Source organism: Halomonas salipaludis (assembly GCF_002286975.1).
GTDB classification, from domain to species: Bacteria; Pseudomonadota; Gammaproteobacteria; order Pseudomonadales; family Halomonadaceae; genus Franzmannia; species Franzmannia salipaludis.
This window is the reverse complement of the sequence record NZ_NSKB01000002.1, coordinates 457,939-477,698: the sequence shown is the minus strand read 5'-3', so window position 1 is coordinate 477,698 and position 19,760 is coordinate 457,939. Positions and strand designations below refer to the sequence as shown.

Sequence of the window (19,760 nt, the reverse complement as noted above, 5' to 3'; positions counted from 1 at the left end):
CCCGCCGCAGCGAACCTGAAAGGCGCAGACGTACAGCCCCCACCGGCGTGAGCCGGTGGGGGCTGTCAGGTTCTGAGCCCAGCGTTGGCGTGCTGCCTTAGCCGGCGATCTTCTCGGCGATGGCGCGCCCCAGGCTCTCGGTGGTGCCCTGGCCACCGACGTCCGGTGTCAGCACGCCCTGGTCACCGCTGGCGAGCACGTCTTCGATGGCCTTGAGCATGGCGTCGCCGGCGTCCTGGTAGCCGAGGTGCTCGAGCATCATGGCGCCTGACCAGATCTGGCCGATGGGGTTGGCGATGCCGCGCCCGGCGATATCCGGGGCGCTGCCGTGGACCGGCTCGAACAGGCTGGGGAACTTGCCCTCTGGGTTGATGTTGGCCGAGGGGGCGATGCCGATGGTACCGGTGCAGGCCGGGCCGAGGTCGGAGAGGATGTCGCCGAACAGGTTGCTGCCCACCACCACGTCGAACCAGTCCGGGTGGAGCACGAAGTTGGCGGTGAGGATATCGATGTGGAACTTGTCCACGGCGATCTCCGGGTAGCCCTTGGCCATGGCCTCCACGCGCTCGTCCCAGTAGGGCATGGTGATCGAGATGCCGTTGGACTTGGTGGCCGAGGTGAGCTTCTTACGTGGCCGGGTCTGGGCCAGGTCGAAGGCGTACTTGAGCACCCGGTCGATGCCGGTGCGGGTCATGACGGTGTCCTGGATCACCACCTCGCGGTCGGTACCCTCGAACATCTTGCCGCCGACGCTGGAGTACTCGCCCTCGGTGTTTTCGCGCACCACGTAGAAGTCGATGTCGCCGGGTTGGCGGCCGGCCAGCGGGCTCTTGATGCCGGGCATCAGCTTGCACGGGCGCAGGTTGATGTACTGGTCGAAGCGGCGGCGGAACTGCAGCAGCGAGCCCCACAGCGAAATATGGTCGGGCACCTTCTCCGGCCAGCCCACCGCGCCGTAGAACAGCGCATCGAAGTCCTTGAGCTGCTCGAACCAGTCGTCGGGCAGCATCTTGCCGTGCTCGAGGTAGTAGTCGCAGCTGCCGAATTCGAAGGTCTGGCAGTCGAGGTCGATATTGAAGCGCTTGGCGGCGGCCTCCAGGGCGCGCAGGCCCTCGGGAATCACTTCGGTGCCGATGCCGTCGCCGGCGATCACGGCGATACGATGGGTCATGGTCGGGTCCTCGGGTCAGTGGTGGTGAGTCATGAAACGCAGCAGGCGCTCGAGCAGGGCTTGCGGCGCCTCCTCGGGGATGTAGTGGCCGCAGGGCAGGGCCTCGCCCTCGACCCTCTCTGCCACGGCGCGCCACTCCGCCAGCGGCTCGAAGCAGCGCTCGATGATGCCGTGCTTGCCCCACAGTACGCTGACGGGGCAGCTGATGCGCCGCCCCGCTTCTCGGTCGGCGCGATCGTGCTCCAGGTCGATGCCGTTGCTGGCGCGGTAGTCCTCACACAGGGCGTGGGCCGCGCCGGGCTGGGCCAGGCAGCGCTGGTACTCGGAGATGGCTGCGGGGTCGAAGGCCTCCAGGCTGGCATGCCGCCCGCCCATGGTGCGGGTGATGTAGTCGGCAGGTGAGGCCTCGATCAGGGTCTCCGGCAGCGGGGCGGGCTGGATCAGGAAGAACCAGTGGAAGTAGGCCGTGGCGAAGGTGCGGTCGGTCTGTTCGTACATGGCCAGGGTGGGGGCGATATCGAGCAGCATCAGCTTTTCCACTGCCTCCGGGTGATCCATCACCAGGCGGTGGGCGACGCGGCCGCCACGGTCGTGGCCGCACAGGAAGAAGCGTTCGAAGCCAAGCTCGCGCATCACCGCGAGCTGATCGTCGGCCATGGCGCGCTTGCTGTAGTTGGCGTGGTCCGGCTCGCCGGCCGGCTTCGACGAGTCGCCGTAGCCGCGCAGGTCGGTGACCACCACGGTGAAGTGGTTGGCCAGCGTCGCGGCCAGACGATGCCAGATCACATGCGTCTGGGGATGGCCGTGGAGCAGCAGCAGGGGTGGGCCTGAGCCGCCGACGCGGCCATGGATGTCGACGTCGCCATGGGCGATGTCGAATGAGCGGAATCCCTCGAACATGGATACTGCCTCCCGATCTTGAATGCCCCCAGTCTAGTCCTTGGCTTCATGGAGATAATCGGGCTAAATGGAAAACCATTATTGAATTAAAGTAGAGGGTGTCGTGGCCCAGCTCGATGATCTCGCCTTCTTCCAGCAGCTGGCCCGGGCTGGCAGCCTCAGCGCCACCGCGCGCGACCTGGGGCTGTCGCTGTCGGCGGTGAGCAAACGGCTCAAGCTGCTCGAGGCGCGCCTCGGTGTACCGCTTGCCCACCGCACCACCCGACGCCTGACGTTGACCGCCGAGGGTGAACTCTACCTGTCCCGCGGCGCGCTGATCCTCGACGAGCTGGAGGCCCTCGAGGGTGCGCTGCTCGAGACGCGTGGCGGAAACAGCCAGGGCCAGCTCTCGGGCCGGCTGCGGGTCAATGCCACCTTCGGCTTCGGGCGCCGCCATGTGGCGCCGCTGCTATCGAGTTTCTGCGCCAGCCACCCGCGGCTCGATGGCTGGCTGGAGCTGACCAACTTCCCGCTCAACCTCGGCGACCACGGCTTCGATGTCGGCATTCGCGTCGGCGAGCCTCCCGATTCGCGGCTGGTGGCGCGGCGTATCCTCGCCAACCGCCGGGTGCTGTGTGCCGCCCCAGGCTATGCGGCCAGTATGCCGGCACTCGACTCCCCCGCCGACCTGGTGCGCCACCCCTGCCTGGTGATTCGCGAGAACGACAGCGACTTTCCGCTATGGCGCTTCGAGCGCGACGACGACCCCCAGGCCGTACAGTCGGTAAAGGTCAGCGGGCGGCTGGCGAGCAATGATGGCGAGGTGATCACCCGGCTGGCGCTGGACGGTCACGGGGTGATGCTGCGCTCATGGTGGGACGTCCACGACCACCTGACCAGCGGCGCGCTGGTGGCGCTGCTGCCGGGGTGGCGCGGCGTGCGCGCGGACTTCTACGCGGTGTACGAGCAGCGCCGGCAGGTGCCGGCGCGCATTCGCGCCTTCATCAAGCATCTCGAAGGCGAGATGGCCGGCAGGGTGCCGGCGCCGCCCGATGAGTAGCATTTCTGCTATGGTAAGTGACGCTTTCGCTCGCCGACTTTTCGTAAAAAGCCTAATGCGAGGATGCCTCCTGCATGACCACCAAGAAACCTTCCTTCGTCACTCTGATCCGGTCGGCCCTGCCCACCCTGCACCCGACGGAGCGCCGCCTGGCCGAGTTCATCCTCGACTTCCCCGGCGAGCTGGCCAGCTACAATGCCTCGGAGCTGGCGGGACTCGCCAAGGTCTCTAATGCCACCGTGACCCGCTTCATCAAGAAGCTGGGCTACCGGTCGTATGAAGAGGCGCGTCAGCACGTGCGGGCTAATCGTGAAGAGGGCGCAGCGCTGCTGCTGGTGGAAGGCAAGCAGGTCGACTCCGAGAACAGCCGGTTTCTGCAGCACGTCGGCCAGGCCATTGCCAACCTGCAGCAGGTCGGGGCGAGTGTCTGCCAGCGAGAGGTGGATGAGGTGGCACAGGCCATGCTGGCGGCAAGGCGGGTGTGGATCATCGGCTTTCGCAGCAGCCACGCCTTCGCCGAATACCTCAACTGGCAGATCCTTCAGGTGCTCGAGCACACCGCACTACTGCCCAAGGCCGCAGAGACCCTGGCCGAGAGCCTGGTCAGCATTACCGCAGAGGACTGCGTGGTGCTGTATGGCATGAAGCGGCGTGCGGCCCAGTTGAGCGGCGTCGCCGAGCAGCTGGTGCGCAGCGGGGCTCGCGTGCTCTATATCACCGACGAGAGCGCCTCTCGAGAGCCTCATTTCACCTGGCACTTCCGTTGCCGCACGGCCGCGCCAGGGCCGCTGTTCAACCACGTATCAGTGCTGGCCCTCAGTCACTACCTGGCCACTCGGGTTCTCGAGCTCTCTGGCGCCGCAGGACGCCAGCGAATGAGCGAGATCGAGGCAATTCACGAGGCGCTCGACGAGTTGCAGTGAGCCAGGCCGGTGCACACTGTGGCGAAAATGCACGCCTGTTGTGCATTTTTACCACCCGTGGCGGCATTTTCATCGACCCTGTTCAGGCGCTTTTCCGGCATAACTAATTGCCGATCAACATGAAAATAAATTTTCTGCAAATCTTGGTATGAAAATTGGATTTCCTTTGGTGTCCGTTGCTGCTATCCCTAACGACAACACCAGAGGTTCTACCATGATCACTCGTCTGCATTTCCCGCGTTTCAGTCCGACACTCCTGGCGGCTGCTACCTCTCTGGCAGCGCTTGCCGCCGTGCCGGCGGCCTTTGCCAGTCCCATCGAGATCCAGATCAACAGCACACACTCGTCGGGTTCCTTTGCCCACACCTTCCTGGAGGAGTTCAGCGAGCGGCTGGAGGAAGAGGCACCGGGACGCTTCAACGTGCGTCTGTTCATGGGCGGTACGCTGGGTGGCGAGGATGATGTACTGCAAGGGCTGGGGATGGGCACTCACCATGCCTCCCTGGCGGCCTCGGCGACGTCGCAGTTCAATGCCAGAACCGGCATCTTCGATCTGCCCTACCTGTTCGAGGATCGCGACGACGTGGCCTATTTCGTCGACAGCGAAGCGGGTGACATGCTGCGCGAGGGCTTCGAAGGTACCGGCATGCGTCTGCTGGCGATGTGGGACAACGGCTTTCGCAATATCACCAACAACGTCAGGCCAGTCGTGGTGCCTGAGGACCTCGACGGCCTGCGTATCCGCACCCCTAACAATCGCCAGCGGGTGACCATGTTCAACCATCTGGGTGCCAACGCCACGCCGCTGGCCTTCGGCGAGGTCTACTCGGCCCTGGATCAGGGCGTGATCGATGGCCAGGAAAATCCTGCCCACGTGGTGCAGACGGCGCGCCTCGACGAGGTACAGGACTATCTCTCGGTTTCCAACCACGTCTACCTGCCCACTTTCCTGCTGTTCGGCGAGCCCTTCCTCAACCGCCTGGATGATGAGGACGTCGAGATTCTCGAGCAGGTAGCCCAGGAGATGGCGTCCTGGACCTTTACGTGGGGCGAAGAGACCGATGCGTCGGTGTTGGCCGAGCTGGAAGACAGCATCGAGATCAGCCAGATCGATTTCGCCGCGTTTCAAGAAGCCGCTGCCGGCCTCTACGAGGACCCCATCTTCGTCGAAGCCATCGGCCAGGACATGATCGATGTCACGCTCGATGTCATGAGCCAGCGCTAGGAGAAGTCTTATGACACCGAACGTGTTTCAGGGAATTGAGCGCGCTACCGTGCGCCTTCTCGACAGCATGGTGGTCGCGTTGGCCGGCCTGCTGCTGGTACTGCTCAACTACGCGGTGTTCTCGCGTTTCGTACTGAACGCCTCGGTGTCATGGGGGGAGGAACTGCCGGCCAACCTGCTGGCAGTTCTCACCTTCATCGGTGCTGCCTACCTGACCAAGATCAACGAACATCTCGGCTTCGACAGTGTGCTGCGGATCATGCCACTGGCCGTGCAGCGGGTACTGTTGTGCATCAATCAGGCCTTGATGCTGGTCTTTGCCCTGGTGGTCGCTTACTACGGCATGCACGCCAGTCTGGGCTTCCACGGACGCTCGCTGATCTCCATCGACCTACCCATGGCATTGTTCCGCTGGGCGATGCCGCTCGGCTGCGGCCTGATCGCCATCATCTGCGCGACCCGGCTGTTCGGACTGGCCACCGGCAAGATTGCCCCCAATGAACTCTACCCGGAGACCGACTGATGCCTCTGGACCCTGGCTACCTGATTCTGATGATGCTGGTGATCTTCCTGCTCACCGGCATGCCCATCGCCTTCGTGCTGGGCGTGACCGCGATGGTCATGATCCTGCTCGACCCCAACGTGATGCCCCAGATCATGGGTATGGTGCCCTTCGGTGGGGCCAACAACTATCTGCTGGTGGCGGCGCTGCTGTTCATGGTCGCCGGCGAGGTGATGAATCAGGGGCGCATCGCCGAGCGCCTGATCAACTTCGCGAGCTCCCTGGTTGGGCATATTCGCGGCGGGCTGGCCCACGTCAATATTCTTACTTCGCTGTTCTTCTCCGAGATTTCCGGCACCGCGACATCGGACGCTGCGGCGATTGGCTCGGTGATGATCCCGCAGATGAAAAAGCGCGGCTACTCCGTGGCCTTCGCAGCGGCAGTCACCGCGACCTCGGCGACCATGGCGATCATCGTGCCGCCGAGCCTCAATCTGATCCTCTACGCTTATGTCTCCGACACCTCCATTGCCCAGCTCTTCGCGGCGGGTATCGTGCCTGGCTTCGTGGTCTGCTTTGCACTGATGTTCACTGCCTACGTGATCTCGGTGCGTCAGGGTTACCCCATCGAGGGCAAGTTCGTGTTCAAGAACATGATCGATACCGGGCGCGAGGCGATCATCCCCATCACCCTGCCGATCCTGATCCTGGGCGGTATTCTGGGCGGCATCTTCACGCCCACCGAGGCGGGGGCGGTGGCGGCCCTGTGGGCGATCATCCTGGCGACCCTCTACTACCGCTCGCTGACCTTCCGCGCGCTACTCGATACCCTGCGTATTGCCGGCAAACGTAGCGCCATGCTGATGTTCATCGTTGCCACCTCGACGCTGCTGGGCTGGTACCTGACCAACAAGGGCATTCCCCAGGACATTGCCCAGGGGATTCTGGGTATCTCCGACAACTACTGGGTCGTGCTGCTGGCGATCAATATCTTCTTCCTGCTGGCGGGCACCATTGTCCACGGTACGCCGGCGATTCTGATGCTGGTGCCGATTTTCCTGCCGCTCGCCGACCAGCTGGGTATCGACCGGGTGCACTTTGGGTTGATCGTGACCATCAATCTGGGCATTGGCCAGCAGACGCCGCCGGTGGCCTCGGTGGTGCTCGTCACCTGCTCGATTGCGCGCATCAGCATCGGCGCGATCATCCCGTCGCTGGCCTGGTTTCTGCTCGCCATGCTGGTGGTACTGGCGCTGATCAACGTGTTCCCGGCGCTGTCGCTGTGGCTGCCGTCGATCATTCTTTAACCAGACAGGGATACGTCTATGCGACTACTGGTCATCAACCCCAACTCCTCGTCCGGCGTGACCCGGCATATCGGTGGGGCCGCCAGGCTTGCTGCGCTGCCGGGGGATGAGATCGTCGTCACTCAAGCCGATGGCGCGCCGCCGCTGATTGTCGATGACGGCGATGCACGGCTGGCCGAGCAGGCCGTGGTGGACACGGTGCTGGCCATGGGGAACGGGTTCGACGGCATCATCGTGGCCTCCTTTGGTGACACCGGGGCAGCGGCACTGCGACGGGTCGTCGACTGTCCGGTAGTGGGCATTGGCCACGCCTCCTTGCTCACCGCCAGCGCTCTGGGTGGCCCCTTCGCGGTGGTCTCCTTCGCCACCGCGGTGGTGCCCGCCATGCAGCAGTTGGTGGAGAGCTATGGCATGCAGGGGGGGCTCAGCGGTATCCATGTGGTCGATTTGCCGCTGCCCGAGGACCCCGGTGAGATCCAGTCGGCGCTGGCGGGGCCGCTACGGGAACGCTGCAGGGAGGTGGCGGCACGGAACGAATGCCGCAGCATTATCCTTGGCGGCGGACCGCTGGCGGGGCTGGCGTTGCGCCTGGCACCTTCGCTGCCGCTGCCGGTGATCGATGCCACCGTGGCCGCGGTGCAGTTGCAGCGAAGCCTGCAGTTCAGCCGCGGCGGTGGCCCCGCACAGCAGGCCTCTGATTGGCAGAACAGGCCGCTATCGACTAACGGGACGCACTGACGCATGGCACTGCATAACGATGCGATTGAGCAGGCGGCGAACCTGCTCGAGAGGGCTTGGCTGAGTGGCGAGCGGCTGGCTGCGCTGCCGAACACCTGTCGGCCCAAGGATCGGGCCCAGGCGTATCGCATTCAGCAGGCGCTGGCTGAGCGGCTAGGGCCCACCGGCGGGTGGAAGGTGGGCGCGCCGGCGCCCCACGCAGCGCCGCACTATGCGCCCTTGCCAGCGCGTGCTCTGCACCGCCAGGCGAGTAGATGCCGGCTGTCGGACTTCTCCAGAGTAGTGCTGGAGGCGGAGTTGGCGTTCATGCTGGCCGACGACCTGCCGCCCAAGGATGCCCCTTACACGAGCCGCGAGGTAGTGGCGGCGGTGGCATCACTGCATGCTGTCATCGAGATCGTCGATTCACGCTACCGCGACTGGCCCGACGGGGTCGACGCATTCAGTCAGCTGGCGGACCTTCAGAACTTTGGCTGCCTGGTGGTCGGCGAGGGCACCACGCGCTGGCGAGAGGTGGCCCTCGATGAGGTGGCAGTGAGCCTGGCACTGGACGGTGAGTCAGGGATCACCGCCGTGGGCGGCAACCCCGCCGGCGACCCACTGGCCCTGCTGGTGTGGTTGGCCAACTATTTGCCCATACAAGGCCAGTGGCTGAGAGCCGGCGAGGTCATCACCTGCGGTTCCTGCACCGGTAAGCTGCCGGTCAGTCACCCTCTGGAGGCCACGGCACAATTCGATGGCATCGGTGGCGTGAGTGTGACCGTACTCTGATCAGAGCTCGAGGGCGGCCGCTACCTGCGGCCAGGCCGGCTCGCCGTCGCGGTCGTTGACGTCGGCAAGCATCGCCTCGACGCGCTCGGCGTTGTCGCGAATCCACTCGGCGGCCACCTCGCTGAGGTCGCGCTCCTGCTGACCATACTCCTGGATCATCCAGCTCTGCTCTTCGGCACTGAAGGTGAAGGCTTCGAAGAAACTGACCAGCTCGGGGTTGGCCTCGGCGTAGTCGCTGCGCATCACGGTCAGCACGTCGCTCTCGCCGTTGTTCTCGCCGAACAGGTCCTGGGGGTCATCGAGGTAGCGCATCGGCAGCTCGAGATTCATCCAGTGCGGCGTCCAGCCGACCCAGACGATGGGCTCCTCGCGGGAGATGGCATCGCGCGCGGCGCTGAGCATGGCGACCTCGCTGGTATCGATCAGGCGCCAGCCGCCGAGCCCCCAGACGTCGTCGGCGATCGCCGCCTCGAGGATCTCGCTGGCCGCCGAGCCGGCACCGAAGCCGTAGATCTCGCTGTCGAACATCTCGCGGTTGGCGTCGAGGTCGGCGAAGCTCTGGATGCCTTGTTCGTAGAGGTACTCGGGCACTGCCAGCGTCATCTGGGCACCGTCGACGTTATTGGCCAGGGAGACGATGCTGCCGCTCTCCTCGCGCGGTCTGAACATCGCGTTCTGGGCGGGCATCCAGCCGCCCAGGAAGACGTCGATGTCGGTGCTGTCCATACCCTGGTAGACCACCTGCAGACCCAGCTCATGGGTGCGGGTCTCATAGCCCAGCGGCGCCAGCAGCTGCTCGGCGATCTCGGTCTTGACGGTGATGCCGGGCCAGGCCGGCACACCGAAGTCGAGGGTGGCATCATCGGCGTGAGCGGGCAGCGCCAGGCCGGCCAGCAGGCCACCGGCAAGCAGCATGCGCGACGAGGTCAGGGGTGCAGTCATGGAGTATCTCCTGTTGTGATGGTGGGGCGACGCCGCCGGTTATGGCGTTGTAGTGGCCGGTGGCATCACGGGTGAGCGGCGTTAACTATCGCGCGCCAGTACGCGCAGCCGCGATTCGAGCATGTCGCGGTCGAGGTAGGTGCCCTGCAGGTGGCGGGCGCCGGTGTTGGGGTCGAAGGCGCGACGACCGTGCAGCACGCGGCGGTTGTCGAAGGCCACCATCTGCCCCGGCGCCAGCGCGAAGTCGAGCTGGTAGCGCGGCGAGTGGAGCAGGGTCCAGAAGTGGTGATAGGCGCGGTACCAGGCCGTCATCTGCGCGGCGGGCAGGCGCAGGGTGTCACGAATCCAGTTGTTGAAGCGGATCTCCACCACTCGGCCGCTGGCGTCGCACTCGATCACCGGCGCGCGGGTGGCGATGTCCTGGGTCGCGTCCTGGAAACGAAAATCGATGGCCAGTTCGCTGAGCAGGCGGAAGTGCTCGGGGGCCTGTTCGCGTAGTGCTTCGGCGACCTGGAAGCCGTCGGCGAACAGCGATTCACCGCCCTGGGCCGCGTTCTGCAGGCAGTAGAGCAGCTGAATGTCCGGTGGTTGGCGCCAGTTGGGCAGGTCGGTGTGCAGCGCCAGGCCGATGGCGGTATAGGCAGCGTTGTTGGGATTGGGTTTGGAGCGCACGTCGAAGCGGGCGCCGAAATTGGTGGGGCGCTGGGGGCCGATGCGTTCGGCGATGCGGCTGACCTCCTCGTCGGCCAGCGGGCCGCCGTCGAGCAGTACCAGGCCGTCGCGCAGCAGTGCCTCGAGCCAAGTGGCTTCGCCACCCGGGGTGAAAATATCGGCGTGGGCGACGCGAGTCGGCGTGAACGCCTCGCTCCAGGCCTGACGCGCAGGGAGTGCGCTCGCGTCGGTAGCCGCTGGGCGGCGTTGATAGAGCCAGCCAGAAGCGAACTGACTGAGATGGCCATCGGCCCAGCGCAGCCGCAGGTGACCGGCCTCGAGGCCCACCTCGGCGGTCTCGGCTACCCCATCGAGAGGCACGATCAGTCGCTCGCGGGTCTGGTGGTGGCGGCACGCCTCGCAGGGGCAGTGATCGCGCAACCAGATAAGCGGGATGCTAGCTCGTTCGCCATCGTCCCAGACCAGCTCGATCTCCTCGTCGCGAGCGCTCGCGCCACGCAGTAGTGGCGTGGCGGGGTAGGGCCTCAGTTCAGCCATGGCCGGGGCGGCCTGAGGGTCTGGGCGGTCGGCGGCGGTAGGCGTGATCAGCGTATCGGCTTGAGAGATGGTGCTATGCATCGTGATGATGGCTCTCCTGTTCCTGGCGTGGATGGCGAAGGTCAGGATGGAGGCTGGCCGATGGACTGACAAACGATTAATCTGACCCCTTTGGCCAAGCTGAGCTTATAACTGACTTTCTCATGAGCGATTTACCCCCCCTGCTGTGGCTGCAGGCCTTCGAGGCGGCAGCCCGCACGCTGAGCTTTACCGCCGCAGGCCGCGAGCTGGGCGTTACCCAGGCGGCGATCAGCCAGCGCATTCGGCTGCTCGAGGATCGCCTGGGCCAGAAGCTGTTCGTGCGCTACCCGCGCAGCCTGTCGCTGACACCCGCAGGGCAGGCGTGGTTGCCGAGCATCCACGACGCCTTTACGCGGATCAGCGAAGGCACCTCGGAGGTGTTTGGCACCTCGCCCGACAACCCGGTAACGGTGCGCACCACGCCGGTGATCCAGCAGAACTGGCTGGCGCCGAGGCTGACGCGGTTTCATCGCCGCCACCCCAGTATTGCGATACGCCTGGTGAGTGCCATCTGGCAAGACGACTTCGGCCCCGAGGGCGCGGATATCGAAATTCGCTATGGTCGCGGTGAGTGGCAGGGGGTCGAGGCGCTGTCACTGGGTGCCGAGACGCTGCTGCCGGTGTGTGCCCCCGGCGTGGCCGCCAACCTGGCGTCACCCGCGGACCTGAGCGGCAACACCCTGCTGCATGCGCTGGGATTCGCGGTGGGCTGGGCGACCTGGCTGGAGCAGGCTGGGGTTGCCGCGCTGGAGCGCGACTGCCCGGCGCTGACCTGCGACAACCAGGTGATGACCCTGGCACTGGCCAGTCAGGGGGCGGGAGTAGCGCTGGCCCATCGGCGTCTCATCCAGCAGCGCGACGACCTGGTCGCCCCCTTTACCCTCGACATCGCCTCCGAGGAGAGCTTCTGGCTGGTCAGGTCCAGCCGCCGTGACGTCGGCGAGGATGCCGCACGGCTATGGCACTGGCTGGCTGCTGAACGCGATGTCAGTGACTAGCGAAATAGTCGCGGAAGGCCTCGATCACCGCGTCGATATCGGTGTCGCTGATGTCGCGATGGACCACGAAGCGGGTGGCGTAGAGCAGCTCGGCGAGGATGCCGTGCGCCTTGAGGTGGGCGACCAGCGGCTCGCGATGGGCCTCGGGGAAGTGCGCAAAGAGCATATTGGTGGCAACTGAGCTTACCTCCACACCGGGCAGGGCGGCGATGGCGTCGGCCAGGCGGGCTACTTTGGCGTGGTCGAGGGCGAGGTCATCGACATGATGGTCGAGGGCGTGGTGGCATGCGGCGGCCAGCAGGCCCGACTGGCGCATACCGCCCCCCAGCACCTTGCGCCAGTGGCGCGCCTCGTCGATCAACTGCTGCGAGCCCACCAGCGCCGAGCCCACCGGCGCGCCTAGCCCCTTGGAGAAGCACAGCGAGACGCTGTCGAAGGGCGCACATAGCGTGGCCAGCGGCGTGTCGCTGGCCACCGCGGCGTTGAACAGCCGCGCGCCGTCGAGGTGGGTGGCCAGGCCGTGCTCGCGGGCCAGGTCGGTGGCCGCCTGCACGTAGTCGGGGGCGAGCACCTTGCCGCCAATGGTGTTCTCCAGCGCCAGCAGTCGGGTGCGGGCGAAGTGAAAGTCGCGGGGCTTGATGGCGGCGCGGATTTTGTCCAGCGGCAGCGAGCCGTCGGCGGCGTTCTCCAGCGGCTGGGGTTGGATGCTGCCGAGCACGGCGGCACCGCCGCCTTCGTACTTGTAGGTGTGGGCCTGCTGGCCGGCAATGTATTCGTCGCCGCGCTGGCAGTGGGCCAGCAGCGCGGCCAGGTTGCTCTGGGTGCCGGAGGGAAAGAACAGCGCCGCGGCCTTGCCGGCGCGCTCGGCGACGGCGTCCTGGAAGCGCTGCACGCTGGGGTCGTCGCCCCACACGTCGTCGCCCACCGGGGCCTCGGCCATGGCGTCGAGCATGGCTGGGGTGGGGCGGGTCACGGTATCACTGCGCAGATCGATCATCGGTGTCCTCGTGGCGGTGTCGGTTGGTGTCATAGGCAGCGCCGCGGATCTCGGATGGCTGGCGGGCCAGCGGATCCTGACGGAAGTAGCGGGCCAGCAGCGCATACAGCGAGGGGTAGGCCTGGTCGAGCACGTCAGGGGCGCTGAAGAAGTATTCGCAGCATACCGCATAGCACTCGCCGGGGTGACTCGCCGCATAGTCGTCGATGGGCGTCTCTTCGCCGCGTTCGAGGCGCGCCTGCAGGTCGTCCCACACCGCGCTGAACAGGCGGTGCCACTCGCGCGGATCCATGTCGCGGGGCAGCGGCGGGAAGCCGTCGATATCGCTGGCGTTGCCCATGTCGAGTTTGTGGGCGAACTCGTGGATCAGCACGTTGAAACCGCTCCACTCGCCACTCTCCATCAGGTCGGGGAAGGCGACCACCACCGGACCCTGGTAGGAGGTCTCGCCGGCGCGCTCGTCGACGTACTCGTGCATCACGCCGAACTCGTCCATCTCCTCGACCTGGCGCTGGAAGGCCTCGGGCAGCACCAGCACCTCGTGGACGTTGGCGAAGGCCTCGGCGTGCTCGTCGTCGTGCCAGCCCAGGGTCAGCAGGCAGGCCTGGGCGGCCAGCGCCAGCCGCGCCGGCAGGTCGAAGTCGGTGGTGGCGGCGAGCTCGGGGTGCAGGGTCAGGCGCTTGGCATGGGCAAAACGCCAGGCGCGCTGGCCGAGACGCTCCGCCTCGTCGTCAGTCAGTGCATCGAGCAGCGGGATACGTGCCCGGGCCTCGGCCCAGGCGTCATCGGGGAACGGATGGCGCTGCTCGAACTGCCTGCTGCGCCAGCGCTTGAGCCGCCCCAGCATGGCCTCAGTTGTCCTCGAGGTTGGCGCCGGACTTCCACGACCAGTCGCGCCAGCGCAGGTCGAAGAGATCCTTGCGGCGGTCCTTGAGGTTGGTCACCGAGCCTTCGCTGCGTACTACCGTGAGGCGGGTCAGGTCGAGGTCCGAGAACATGATCATCTCGGTGTTGGGGGTGGTCTCGGCGAGCACCGCATCGTGGGGGAAGGCGAAGTCCGAGGGCGAGAACACCGACGACTGGGCGTATTGAATGTCGAGGTTCTCGATCGACGGCACGTTGCCGACGCTGCCGCACAGCACCACGTAGCACTCGTTTTCGATGGCGCGCGCTTGAGCGCAGTGGCGCACCCGCAGGTAGCCGTTCTTGGTGTCGGTCCAGAACGGCACGAACAGGATGTCCATGTCCTGCTCGGCGAGCAGGCGCGAAAGCTCGGGAAACTCGACGTCGTAGCAGATCTGGATGCCGACGCGGCCGGCATCGGTGTCGAACACGCGCAGGTCATCGCCGCCCTCGATCACCCAGTCGCGGCGTTCCTGGGGGGTGATATGCAGCTTGGCCTGGCGCTCCAGGGTACCGTCGCGGTGGCACAGATAGGCGATGTTGTAGAGCTTGCCGTCATCGGCCTCCTCGATCATCGAGCCGGCCACGATATTGATGTTGTAGGACACCGCCATGCGCGACAGCTCGGTCTTGAAACGCTCGGTGAAACCCGACAGGAAGCGGATCGCGGCCAGTTGGTCCTGCTGGGCGGCACGATCCTGGAGGCCCATCAGCGGCGCGTTGAACAGCTCCGGAAAGACCGCGAAGTCGCTCTGGTAACCCGATAGCGCATCGACGAAGTATTCGATCTGCTGGAGCACCGTCTCCACCGAGTCGAACTCACGCATCTGCCACTGCACCGCACCGACGCGCACCTGGGTCTTGCGGCTCTCCAGCACCCGCTCGGCGGGCTCATAAAGGATATTGTTCCACTCCAGCAGGGTGGCGAAGCCCTGGGACTTCTCATCCTCCGGCAGGTACTTGCGCAGCAGGCGCTTGACCAGGAAGTCGTTGGCCAGCTGGAAGGAGAGGATCGGGTCGTGGATCTCCTTGCGCGACACCTTCTCGATATACTCGGCCGGCGAGAGCTCGTCGGCGTGCTGGTGGTACTCGGGAATACGACCGCCGGCGAGGATGGCGCGCAGGTTCATCGAGCGGCATAGCTCCTTGCGCGCTTCATACAGGCGCCGGCCGAGGCGGTAGCCGCGGTAGTCCGGATCGATCAGCACGTCGAGACCGTACATGGCGTCGCCGTTGGGCTGGTTGAGGATGACCTCGCGGTGGCCGATCAGGTCGTCGTACTGGTGCGGGTTGGAGAACTCGTCGTAGTCCACCAGTGCGGTAAGCGCCACGCCGACGATGGTCTGGTCGTCCTCGATGACGATCTGGCCGTCGGGAAACTCGCTGACCAGCTTGTCGATGGTCAGCTTGGGCCAGGCACCGCCGATGTCGTCGTAGACCTTGTCCATCAGCGCCTTGAGCTGGGGGTAGTCGTCCGCGGTCAGGTTGCGCAGGTTGAGGTGCAGATCGTCGAGGGACATGGGCAGCGAATTCCTGAACGAAAAAAAGAGCCTGAATTCTAGCATGCGCTGGCGCCAGCGTCGGTCACGTCGCGGTCATCGCAGTGTCAGACAACGGTAACCCGGCATGCGGACAATGCGTGGATGACAAGTCGATGTCAGCGACTACGCTAATTTTCATGGGAGCCGTTATGTCCCTTCGCCGCCATCTGACCGCGGGCACGCCATGACCCATAACAATCACCAGCGCATCCGCCTGGAGGCGGTGACCAAACGCTGGGACGATATCACTGCGGTGGACGCCATCTCATTCGACGTCACACCGGGCCAGTTCGTCATCCTGCTCGGCCCTTCGGGCTGCGGTAAGTCCACTACGCTGCGCATGATCGCCGGCCTCGAGCAGGCCACGGAAGGGCGCATCGCCATCGGCGAGCGCGACGTCACTTTCCTGCCCCCGGGGGACCGCGGGCTGAGCATGGTGTTCCAGTCCTACGCGCTGTTCCCCCACCTCAGCGTGGCCGACAACATCGTGTTCGGCTTGCGTAGTCGCAAGGTGCCCAAGGCCGAGCGCCGCGAGCGCCTGGCGAGAGTCGCCGAGCTTGTCGATCTCGAGGCCTATCTCGAGCGCAAGCCGGCCCAGCTCTCTGGCGGCCAGCGCCAGCGTGTGGCGCTGGCGCGCTCGATCATCTCTGAACATCCGATCTGCCTGATGGATGAGCCGCTCTCCAACCTCGATGCCCGCCTGCGTGGCGAGATGCGCCGCGAGATCACGTCGCTCCAGGCGCGCCTCGGCATGACGGTGATCTACGTCACCCACGACCAGGTCGAGGCGATGAGCATGGGTGACCGGGTGATTCTGATGCAGAACGGCCGCATCGTGCAGGACGGCTCACCCGCCGAGCTCTATAACCGCCCGGCCAGCGCCTTCGCGGCGAGCTTTATCGGCAGCCCGGCAATGAATCTGGTGCAGTTGGCCGCCCACGATGGCGCCGCAGTCATCGATGCTGAACGCGAGGTGGCGGTGGCGCCTGCCGCCGCCGCGGGCGGCCAGCTCGGCATTCGCCCCGAGGATATCGAGGTGCTTTCCAGCGACGCCAGCGGCGTGCCCGCCGAGGTGATCGACGAGGAGTATCTCGGCGCCGACACCATCCTCCAGCTCAGCGTAGGCAGCCAGCGGCTGCGTGCGCGGCTGCCCGGCAAGCGGCCAATGCCCCCCGGCACCCGCTGCCGGCTGGCCTGGGTGCCGAGTGCCGCGCATCTGTTCGATGCCGATGGGCTGCGTCGCGACGATCTCACCCCCGTGGCATTTGCCGCGAATCCCGGCACGACTGACCCGATAACCACTCATTCGCGAGCGTCTCATCTGTGAACTACAGGAGCCATCCCATGCGTGCACGTCTCTCTTTCCCCTTGACGGCGCTGGCCGCCGCCGTGCTGGGCGCCAGCCCGGTGCTGGCCGACGATCCCGTCGAGCTGACCATGTACTACCCCATCGCGGTAGGCGGATCGCTGACCGACGTCATCGACGAGCTGGTCGACGACTTCCAGGCCGAGCATCCCGAGATCAGCGTCGAGGCGATCTACGCCGGCAACTATGATGACACCCGGGTGCGCGCCATGTCGGCCATCGAGGCCGGCGATGCGCCGCAGCTCTCGGTGCTGTTCTCCATCGACCTCTACGAGCTGATTGAGCAGGACGCCATCGTTGCCTTCGACGACCTGCTCGAGACCGATGAGGAGCGCGAGTGGCTCGACAGCTTCTACCCGGGCCTGATGGAGAACGGCCAGCTCGACGGCCAGACCTACGGCATCCCCTTCCAGCGCTCGACCATCGTGCTCTACTGGAACAAGGACGCCTTCGAGGCCGCCGGGCTCGACCCCGAGACGCCGCCGGAGACCTGGGATGAGATGGCCGAGATGGCCGCTGCGGTGCGCGAGGCCTCTGGCGGCGACCAGTGGGGCGTAATGGTGCCCTCCACCGGCTACCCTTACTGGATGTTCCAGGCCTTCGCCTTCCAGAACGGTCACCGGCTGATGAGCGACGACGGCACCGAGGTCTATTTCGACGATCCCGCCGCCGTCGAGGCGCTGGAGTACTGGGTGTCGCTGTCCCAGGAGCACCAGGCGATGCCCGACGGCGCCATCGAGTGGGGCACCCTGCGCCAGAACTTCATCGAGCAGTCCACGGCGATGATGTGGCACACCACCGGCAACCTCACTGCGGTGCGCAATGAGGCCGACTTCAACTTCGGCGTGGCCATGCTGCCGATGAAGACCCAGCGCGGCAGCCCCACCGGCGGTGGCAACTTCTACATCTTCAACGACACCACGCAGGAGGAGCAGCGCGCCGCGATGACCTTCATCCGCTGGATGACCGACCCCGAGCGTGCCGCGGCCTGGTCGATCGAGACCGGCTATATGGGCGTCAGCCCGGCCGCCTACGAGACCGAGCTGCTGCGCGACTACGTCGAGACCTTTGCCCCGGCGGCGGTGGCTCGCGACCAGCTCGAGCACGGTACTGCGGAACTCTCCACCTACCAGGGCGGACGCGTGCGCCGTGCGCTGGACAACGCCGTCCAGGCGGCGCTGACCGGGCAGATGACACCCGCTGAAGCGCTGGCCCAGGCCCAGCGCGAAGCCGATGGCGCGCTGAGGCGCTACGCCCGCTAGCCCCTCTCGCGACGCCTGGGCCAGTCGATCCTGTCTGGCCCAGGCGACTTGGTGTAGATCCATCATCGACAAGGAAGGCCCATGGCGGCGATGACTTCGTATCGACGCATGCAGCTCTACGGCGCCCTGCTGCTGTTGCCCGCCGCGGTGCTGCTGGCGACCTTCGCCTACCTGCCGACGATTGCCACGCTAATCAACAGCCTGTTCCTGCCCGGCTTTCGCGGCGAGCCGACGCAGTTCGTCGGCCTCGAGAACTACCAGCTGCTGATCGAGGACAGCACCTTCTGGCGGGTGGCGCGCAACAACCTGATCTATGCGCTGGGCACCATACCCACCTCGATTGCCATTGCCCTGGGCATGGCGCTGTTCGTCAACGCCCGGCTGCCGGGGCGCGGCTTCGTGCGTATGGCCTATTTCACGCCGACCATCCTGCCGATGATCGCTGCGGCCAATATCTGGATGTTCTTCTACGCGCCGCAGATCGGCCTGTTCAACAAGCTGCTCGGGGCGCTGGGCATCTCTGGCGTCAACTGGCTGGGCGACCCCAGCGTGGCACTGACCTCGGTGATCGTGATGACCGTCTGGAAGGAGGCCGGGTTCTTCATGATCTTCTACCTGGCGGCGCTGCAGAGCATTCCGCCGGAGCTCAAGGAGGCCTCGGACCTGGAGGGCACCAGCCGCTGGAGCTTCTTCTGGCGGGTGACCTTCCCGCTGCTGATGCCGACCACGCTGTTCGTGCTGATCAATGCGCTGATCAACGCCGTACGCGTGGTCGATCACCTGTTCATCCTCACCAAGGGCGGCCCCAATAACGCCACCAATCTGCTGCTCTACTACGTCTACGAGAACGCCTTCTCGTTCTTCGACCGCACCTACGCCGCCACCATCACGGTGGTGATCCTGCTGGTGCTGGCGGTGGTGGCCACCGTCAAGTTCGCCATTCTCGACCGCCGGACGCACTACCAATGAGCGCATCACCACTGCAAGGGGCGAGATCATGAGCCAAGCCACTCTCTCTGTTGCCAGGGGACTGGCGCTGCGCGTGCCGAGCCTCGAGACCACCGCCGCCTGGCTGCTGGCGATCATCTGGATCTTTCCGCTGCTCTACGCGGTGTGGGCGGCCTTTCATCCGCCGGCGTTCATGGTGCGCTTCGACCTGTTCGCGCCGCTGACCCTGGACAACTTCGCCAACGCCTGGTCTCAGGCGCCGTTCGCCCGCTACTACCTCAACACCTTCCTGCTGGTCAGCGGGGTGGTGCTGGCACAGTTCGTGGTCTGTACCCTGGCTGGCTTCGCCTTCGCGCGCTTCCCGATTCCCGGCAAGGACCTGCTGTTCATGCTGGTGCTGATCCAGCTGTTCGTGTTCCCCGAGGTGCTGATCGTCGAGAACTACCGCATCGCCAGTTCATTGGGGCTGGTCGATACCATCACCGGCATCGGGCTGCCCTACGTGGCCAGCGCCTTTGGTATCTTCCTGCTGCGCCAGACCTTCAAGACCATTCCCCGCGAGCTGGAGGACGCCGCCCGTATCGAGGGCTGCGGCTGGATGGCGATCCTGCTCAAGGTCTATGTGCCGCTGGCCAAGCCCACCTACCTGGCCTACGGCCTGGTCTCGATCAGCCACCACTGGAACAACTTCCTGTGGCCGCTGGTGGTCACCAACTCAGTGGAGAGCCGCCCGCTGACCGTGGGCCTGGGCGTGTTCTCGGCGCCGGAAACCGGCGTCAACTGGGCCACCGTCAGCGCCGCCACCCTGCTCAGCATCGCCCCGCTGTTGATCGCCTTCCTGCTCTTCCAGCGCCAGTTCGTGCAGTCGTTCCTCAGGGCGGGGATACGCTGAGGGAAACACTAACGATTGCCTCAGCGCTTCCTGGGCTGGAACGCA

General features: G+C 65.5%; 19 protein-coding genes. 12 read left to right on the top strand and 7 right to left on the bottom strand.

The window, feature by feature from the left end:
- Positions 1–97 precede the first annotated feature (97 nt).
- Together CK498_RS06115 and CK498_RS06110 are read right to left on the bottom strand one after the other, a co-directional pair.
- Positions 98–1,171 (bottom strand): tartrate dehydrogenase, encoded by a 1,074-nt coding sequence (locus CK498_RS06115; protein WP_095619962.1) that lies wholly within the window; start codon positions 1,169–1,171, stop codon positions 98–100.
- A gap of 15 nt (positions 1,172–1,186) precedes the next feature.
- Positions 1,187–2,071, bottom strand: a complete 885-nt coding sequence (locus tag CK498_RS06110; RefSeq protein WP_095619961.1) for an alpha/beta fold hydrolase — start codon at positions 2,069–2,071, stop codon at positions 1,187–1,189.
- 103 nt (positions 2,072–2,174) lie between these two features.
- Here CK498_RS06110 and CK498_RS06105 point away from each other — a divergent pair, with 103 nt between their 5' ends.
- The 7 genes from CK498_RS06105 to CK498_RS06075 all read left to right on the top strand — a co-directional run bounded on the left by CK498_RS06105 (position 2,175) and on the right by CK498_RS06075 (position 8,576).
- Entirely contained in the window at positions 2,175–3,110 is a 936-nt protein-coding gene (locus tag CK498_RS06105; protein ID WP_095619960.1) for a LysR family transcriptional regulator, read from the top strand.
- A gap of 74 nt (positions 3,111–3,184) precedes the next feature.
- Entirely contained in the window at positions 3,185–4,033 is an 849-nt protein-coding gene (locus tag CK498_RS06100) for a MurR/RpiR family transcriptional regulator (RefSeq protein WP_095619959.1), read from the top strand.
- 214 nt (positions 4,034–4,247) lie between these two features.
- Positions 4,248–5,258, top strand: a complete 1,011-nt coding sequence (locus CK498_RS06095) for a TRAP transporter substrate-binding protein (RefSeq protein WP_095619958.1) — start codon at positions 4,248–4,250, stop codon at positions 5,256–5,258.
- Between the two features lie 10 nt (positions 5,259–5,268).
- Complete coding sequence (locus CK498_RS06090) at positions 5,269–5,781, top strand: TRAP transporter small permease (RefSeq protein WP_095619957.1); 513 nt, start codon at positions 5,269–5,271, stop codon at positions 5,779–5,781.
- A complete protein-coding gene (locus CK498_RS06085) occupies positions 5,781–7,067 on the top strand; it encodes a TRAP transporter large permease (RefSeq protein WP_095619956.1) in 1,287 nt (428 codons plus the stop codon). Before CK498_RS06090 ends, CK498_RS06085 begins: the two co-directional genes overlap by 1 nt.
- An 18-nt stretch (positions 7,068–7,085) precedes the next feature.
- Positions 7,086–7,805 carry an aspartate/glutamate racemase family protein gene (locus tag CK498_RS06080; RefSeq protein ID WP_095619955.1) on the top strand — a complete coding sequence of 240 codons (720 nt, stop codon included), beginning with the start codon at positions 7,086–7,088 and terminating at the stop codon, positions 7,803–7,805.
- Positions 7,806–7,808: 3 nt separating this feature from the next.
- The gene (locus CK498_RS06075) at positions 7,809–8,576 is read left to right on the top strand and encodes a 2-keto-4-pentenoate hydratase (protein WP_095619954.1); all 768 of its coding nucleotides are present in this window, start codon (positions 7,809–7,811) and stop codon (positions 8,574–8,576) included.
- Here CK498_RS06075 and CK498_RS06070 read toward each other — a convergent pair whose 3' ends face one another.
- On the bottom strand, positions 8,577–9,518 hold the full coding sequence (locus CK498_RS06070) for an ABC transporter substrate-binding protein (protein ID WP_095619953.1): 942 nt from the start codon (positions 9,516–9,518) through the stop codon (positions 8,577–8,579).
- Between the two features lie 81 nt (positions 9,519–9,599).
- Positions 9,600–10,808 carry a TauD/TfdA family dioxygenase gene (locus CK498_RS06065; protein WP_229358977.1) on the bottom strand — a complete coding sequence of 403 codons (1,209 nt, stop codon included), beginning with the start codon at positions 10,806–10,808 and terminating at the stop codon, positions 9,600–9,602.
- Between the two features lie 122 nt (positions 10,809–10,930).
- Between CK498_RS06065 and CK498_RS06060 the strand changes: the two genes are divergently transcribed.
- A complete protein-coding gene (locus tag CK498_RS06060; RefSeq protein ID WP_095619952.1) occupies positions 10,931–11,806 on the top strand; it encodes a LysR substrate-binding domain-containing protein in 876 nt (291 codons plus the stop codon).
- Here the strand turns inward: CK498_RS06060 and ltaE are convergent.
- Genes ltaE through CK498_RS06045 form a run of 3 tightly spaced genes read right to left on the bottom strand, consistent with a single transcriptional unit; the run spans position 11,796 to position 15,226 of the window.
- Positions 11,796–12,803 (bottom strand): low-specificity L-threonine aldolase, encoded by a 1,008-nt coding sequence (ltaE, locus tag CK498_RS06055; RefSeq protein WP_095619951.1) that lies wholly within the window; start codon positions 12,801–12,803, stop codon positions 11,796–11,798. The two genes, CK498_RS06060 and ltaE, sit on opposite strands and share 11 nt — an antisense overlap.
- On the bottom strand, positions 12,784–13,650 hold the full coding sequence (locus CK498_RS06050) for a M90 family metallopeptidase (protein WP_095619950.1): 867 nt from the start codon (positions 13,648–13,650) through the stop codon (positions 12,784–12,786). Before CK498_RS06050 ends, ltaE begins: the two co-directional genes overlap by 20 nt.
- 4 nt (positions 13,651–13,654) lie before the next feature.
- Positions 13,655–15,226 carry a bifunctional GNAT family N-acetyltransferase/carbon-nitrogen hydrolase family protein gene (locus CK498_RS06045; protein WP_095619949.1) on the bottom strand — a complete coding sequence of 524 codons (1,572 nt, stop codon included), beginning with the start codon at positions 15,224–15,226 and terminating at the stop codon, positions 13,655–13,657.
- A 205-nt stretch (positions 15,227–15,431) separates the two neighbouring features.
- Between CK498_RS06045 and CK498_RS06040 the strand changes: the two genes are divergently transcribed.
- The 4 genes from CK498_RS06040 (at position 15,432) to CK498_RS06025 (ending at position 19,715) form a co-directional block, all read left to right on the top strand.
- Positions 15,432–16,574, top strand: a complete 1,143-nt coding sequence (locus tag CK498_RS06040; RefSeq protein ID WP_095619948.1) for an ABC transporter ATP-binding protein — start codon at positions 15,432–15,434, stop codon at positions 16,572–16,574.
- Positions 16,575–16,591: 17 nt separating this feature from the next.
- Entirely contained in the window at positions 16,592–17,875 is a 1,284-nt protein-coding gene (locus tag CK498_RS06035) for an ABC transporter substrate-binding protein (protein WP_095619947.1), read from the top strand.
- Between the two features lie 81 nt (positions 17,876–17,956).
- Positions 17,957–18,844 carry a carbohydrate ABC transporter permease gene (locus CK498_RS06030; protein ID WP_176475732.1) on the top strand — a complete coding sequence of 296 codons (888 nt, stop codon included), beginning with the start codon at positions 17,957–17,959 and terminating at the stop codon, positions 18,842–18,844.
- Between the two features lie 28 nt (positions 18,845–18,872).
- On the top strand, positions 18,873–19,715 hold the full coding sequence (locus CK498_RS06025; protein ID WP_095619946.1) for a carbohydrate ABC transporter permease: 843 nt from the start codon (positions 18,873–18,875) through the stop codon (positions 19,713–19,715).
- Positions 19,716–19,760 lie beyond the last annotated feature (45 nt).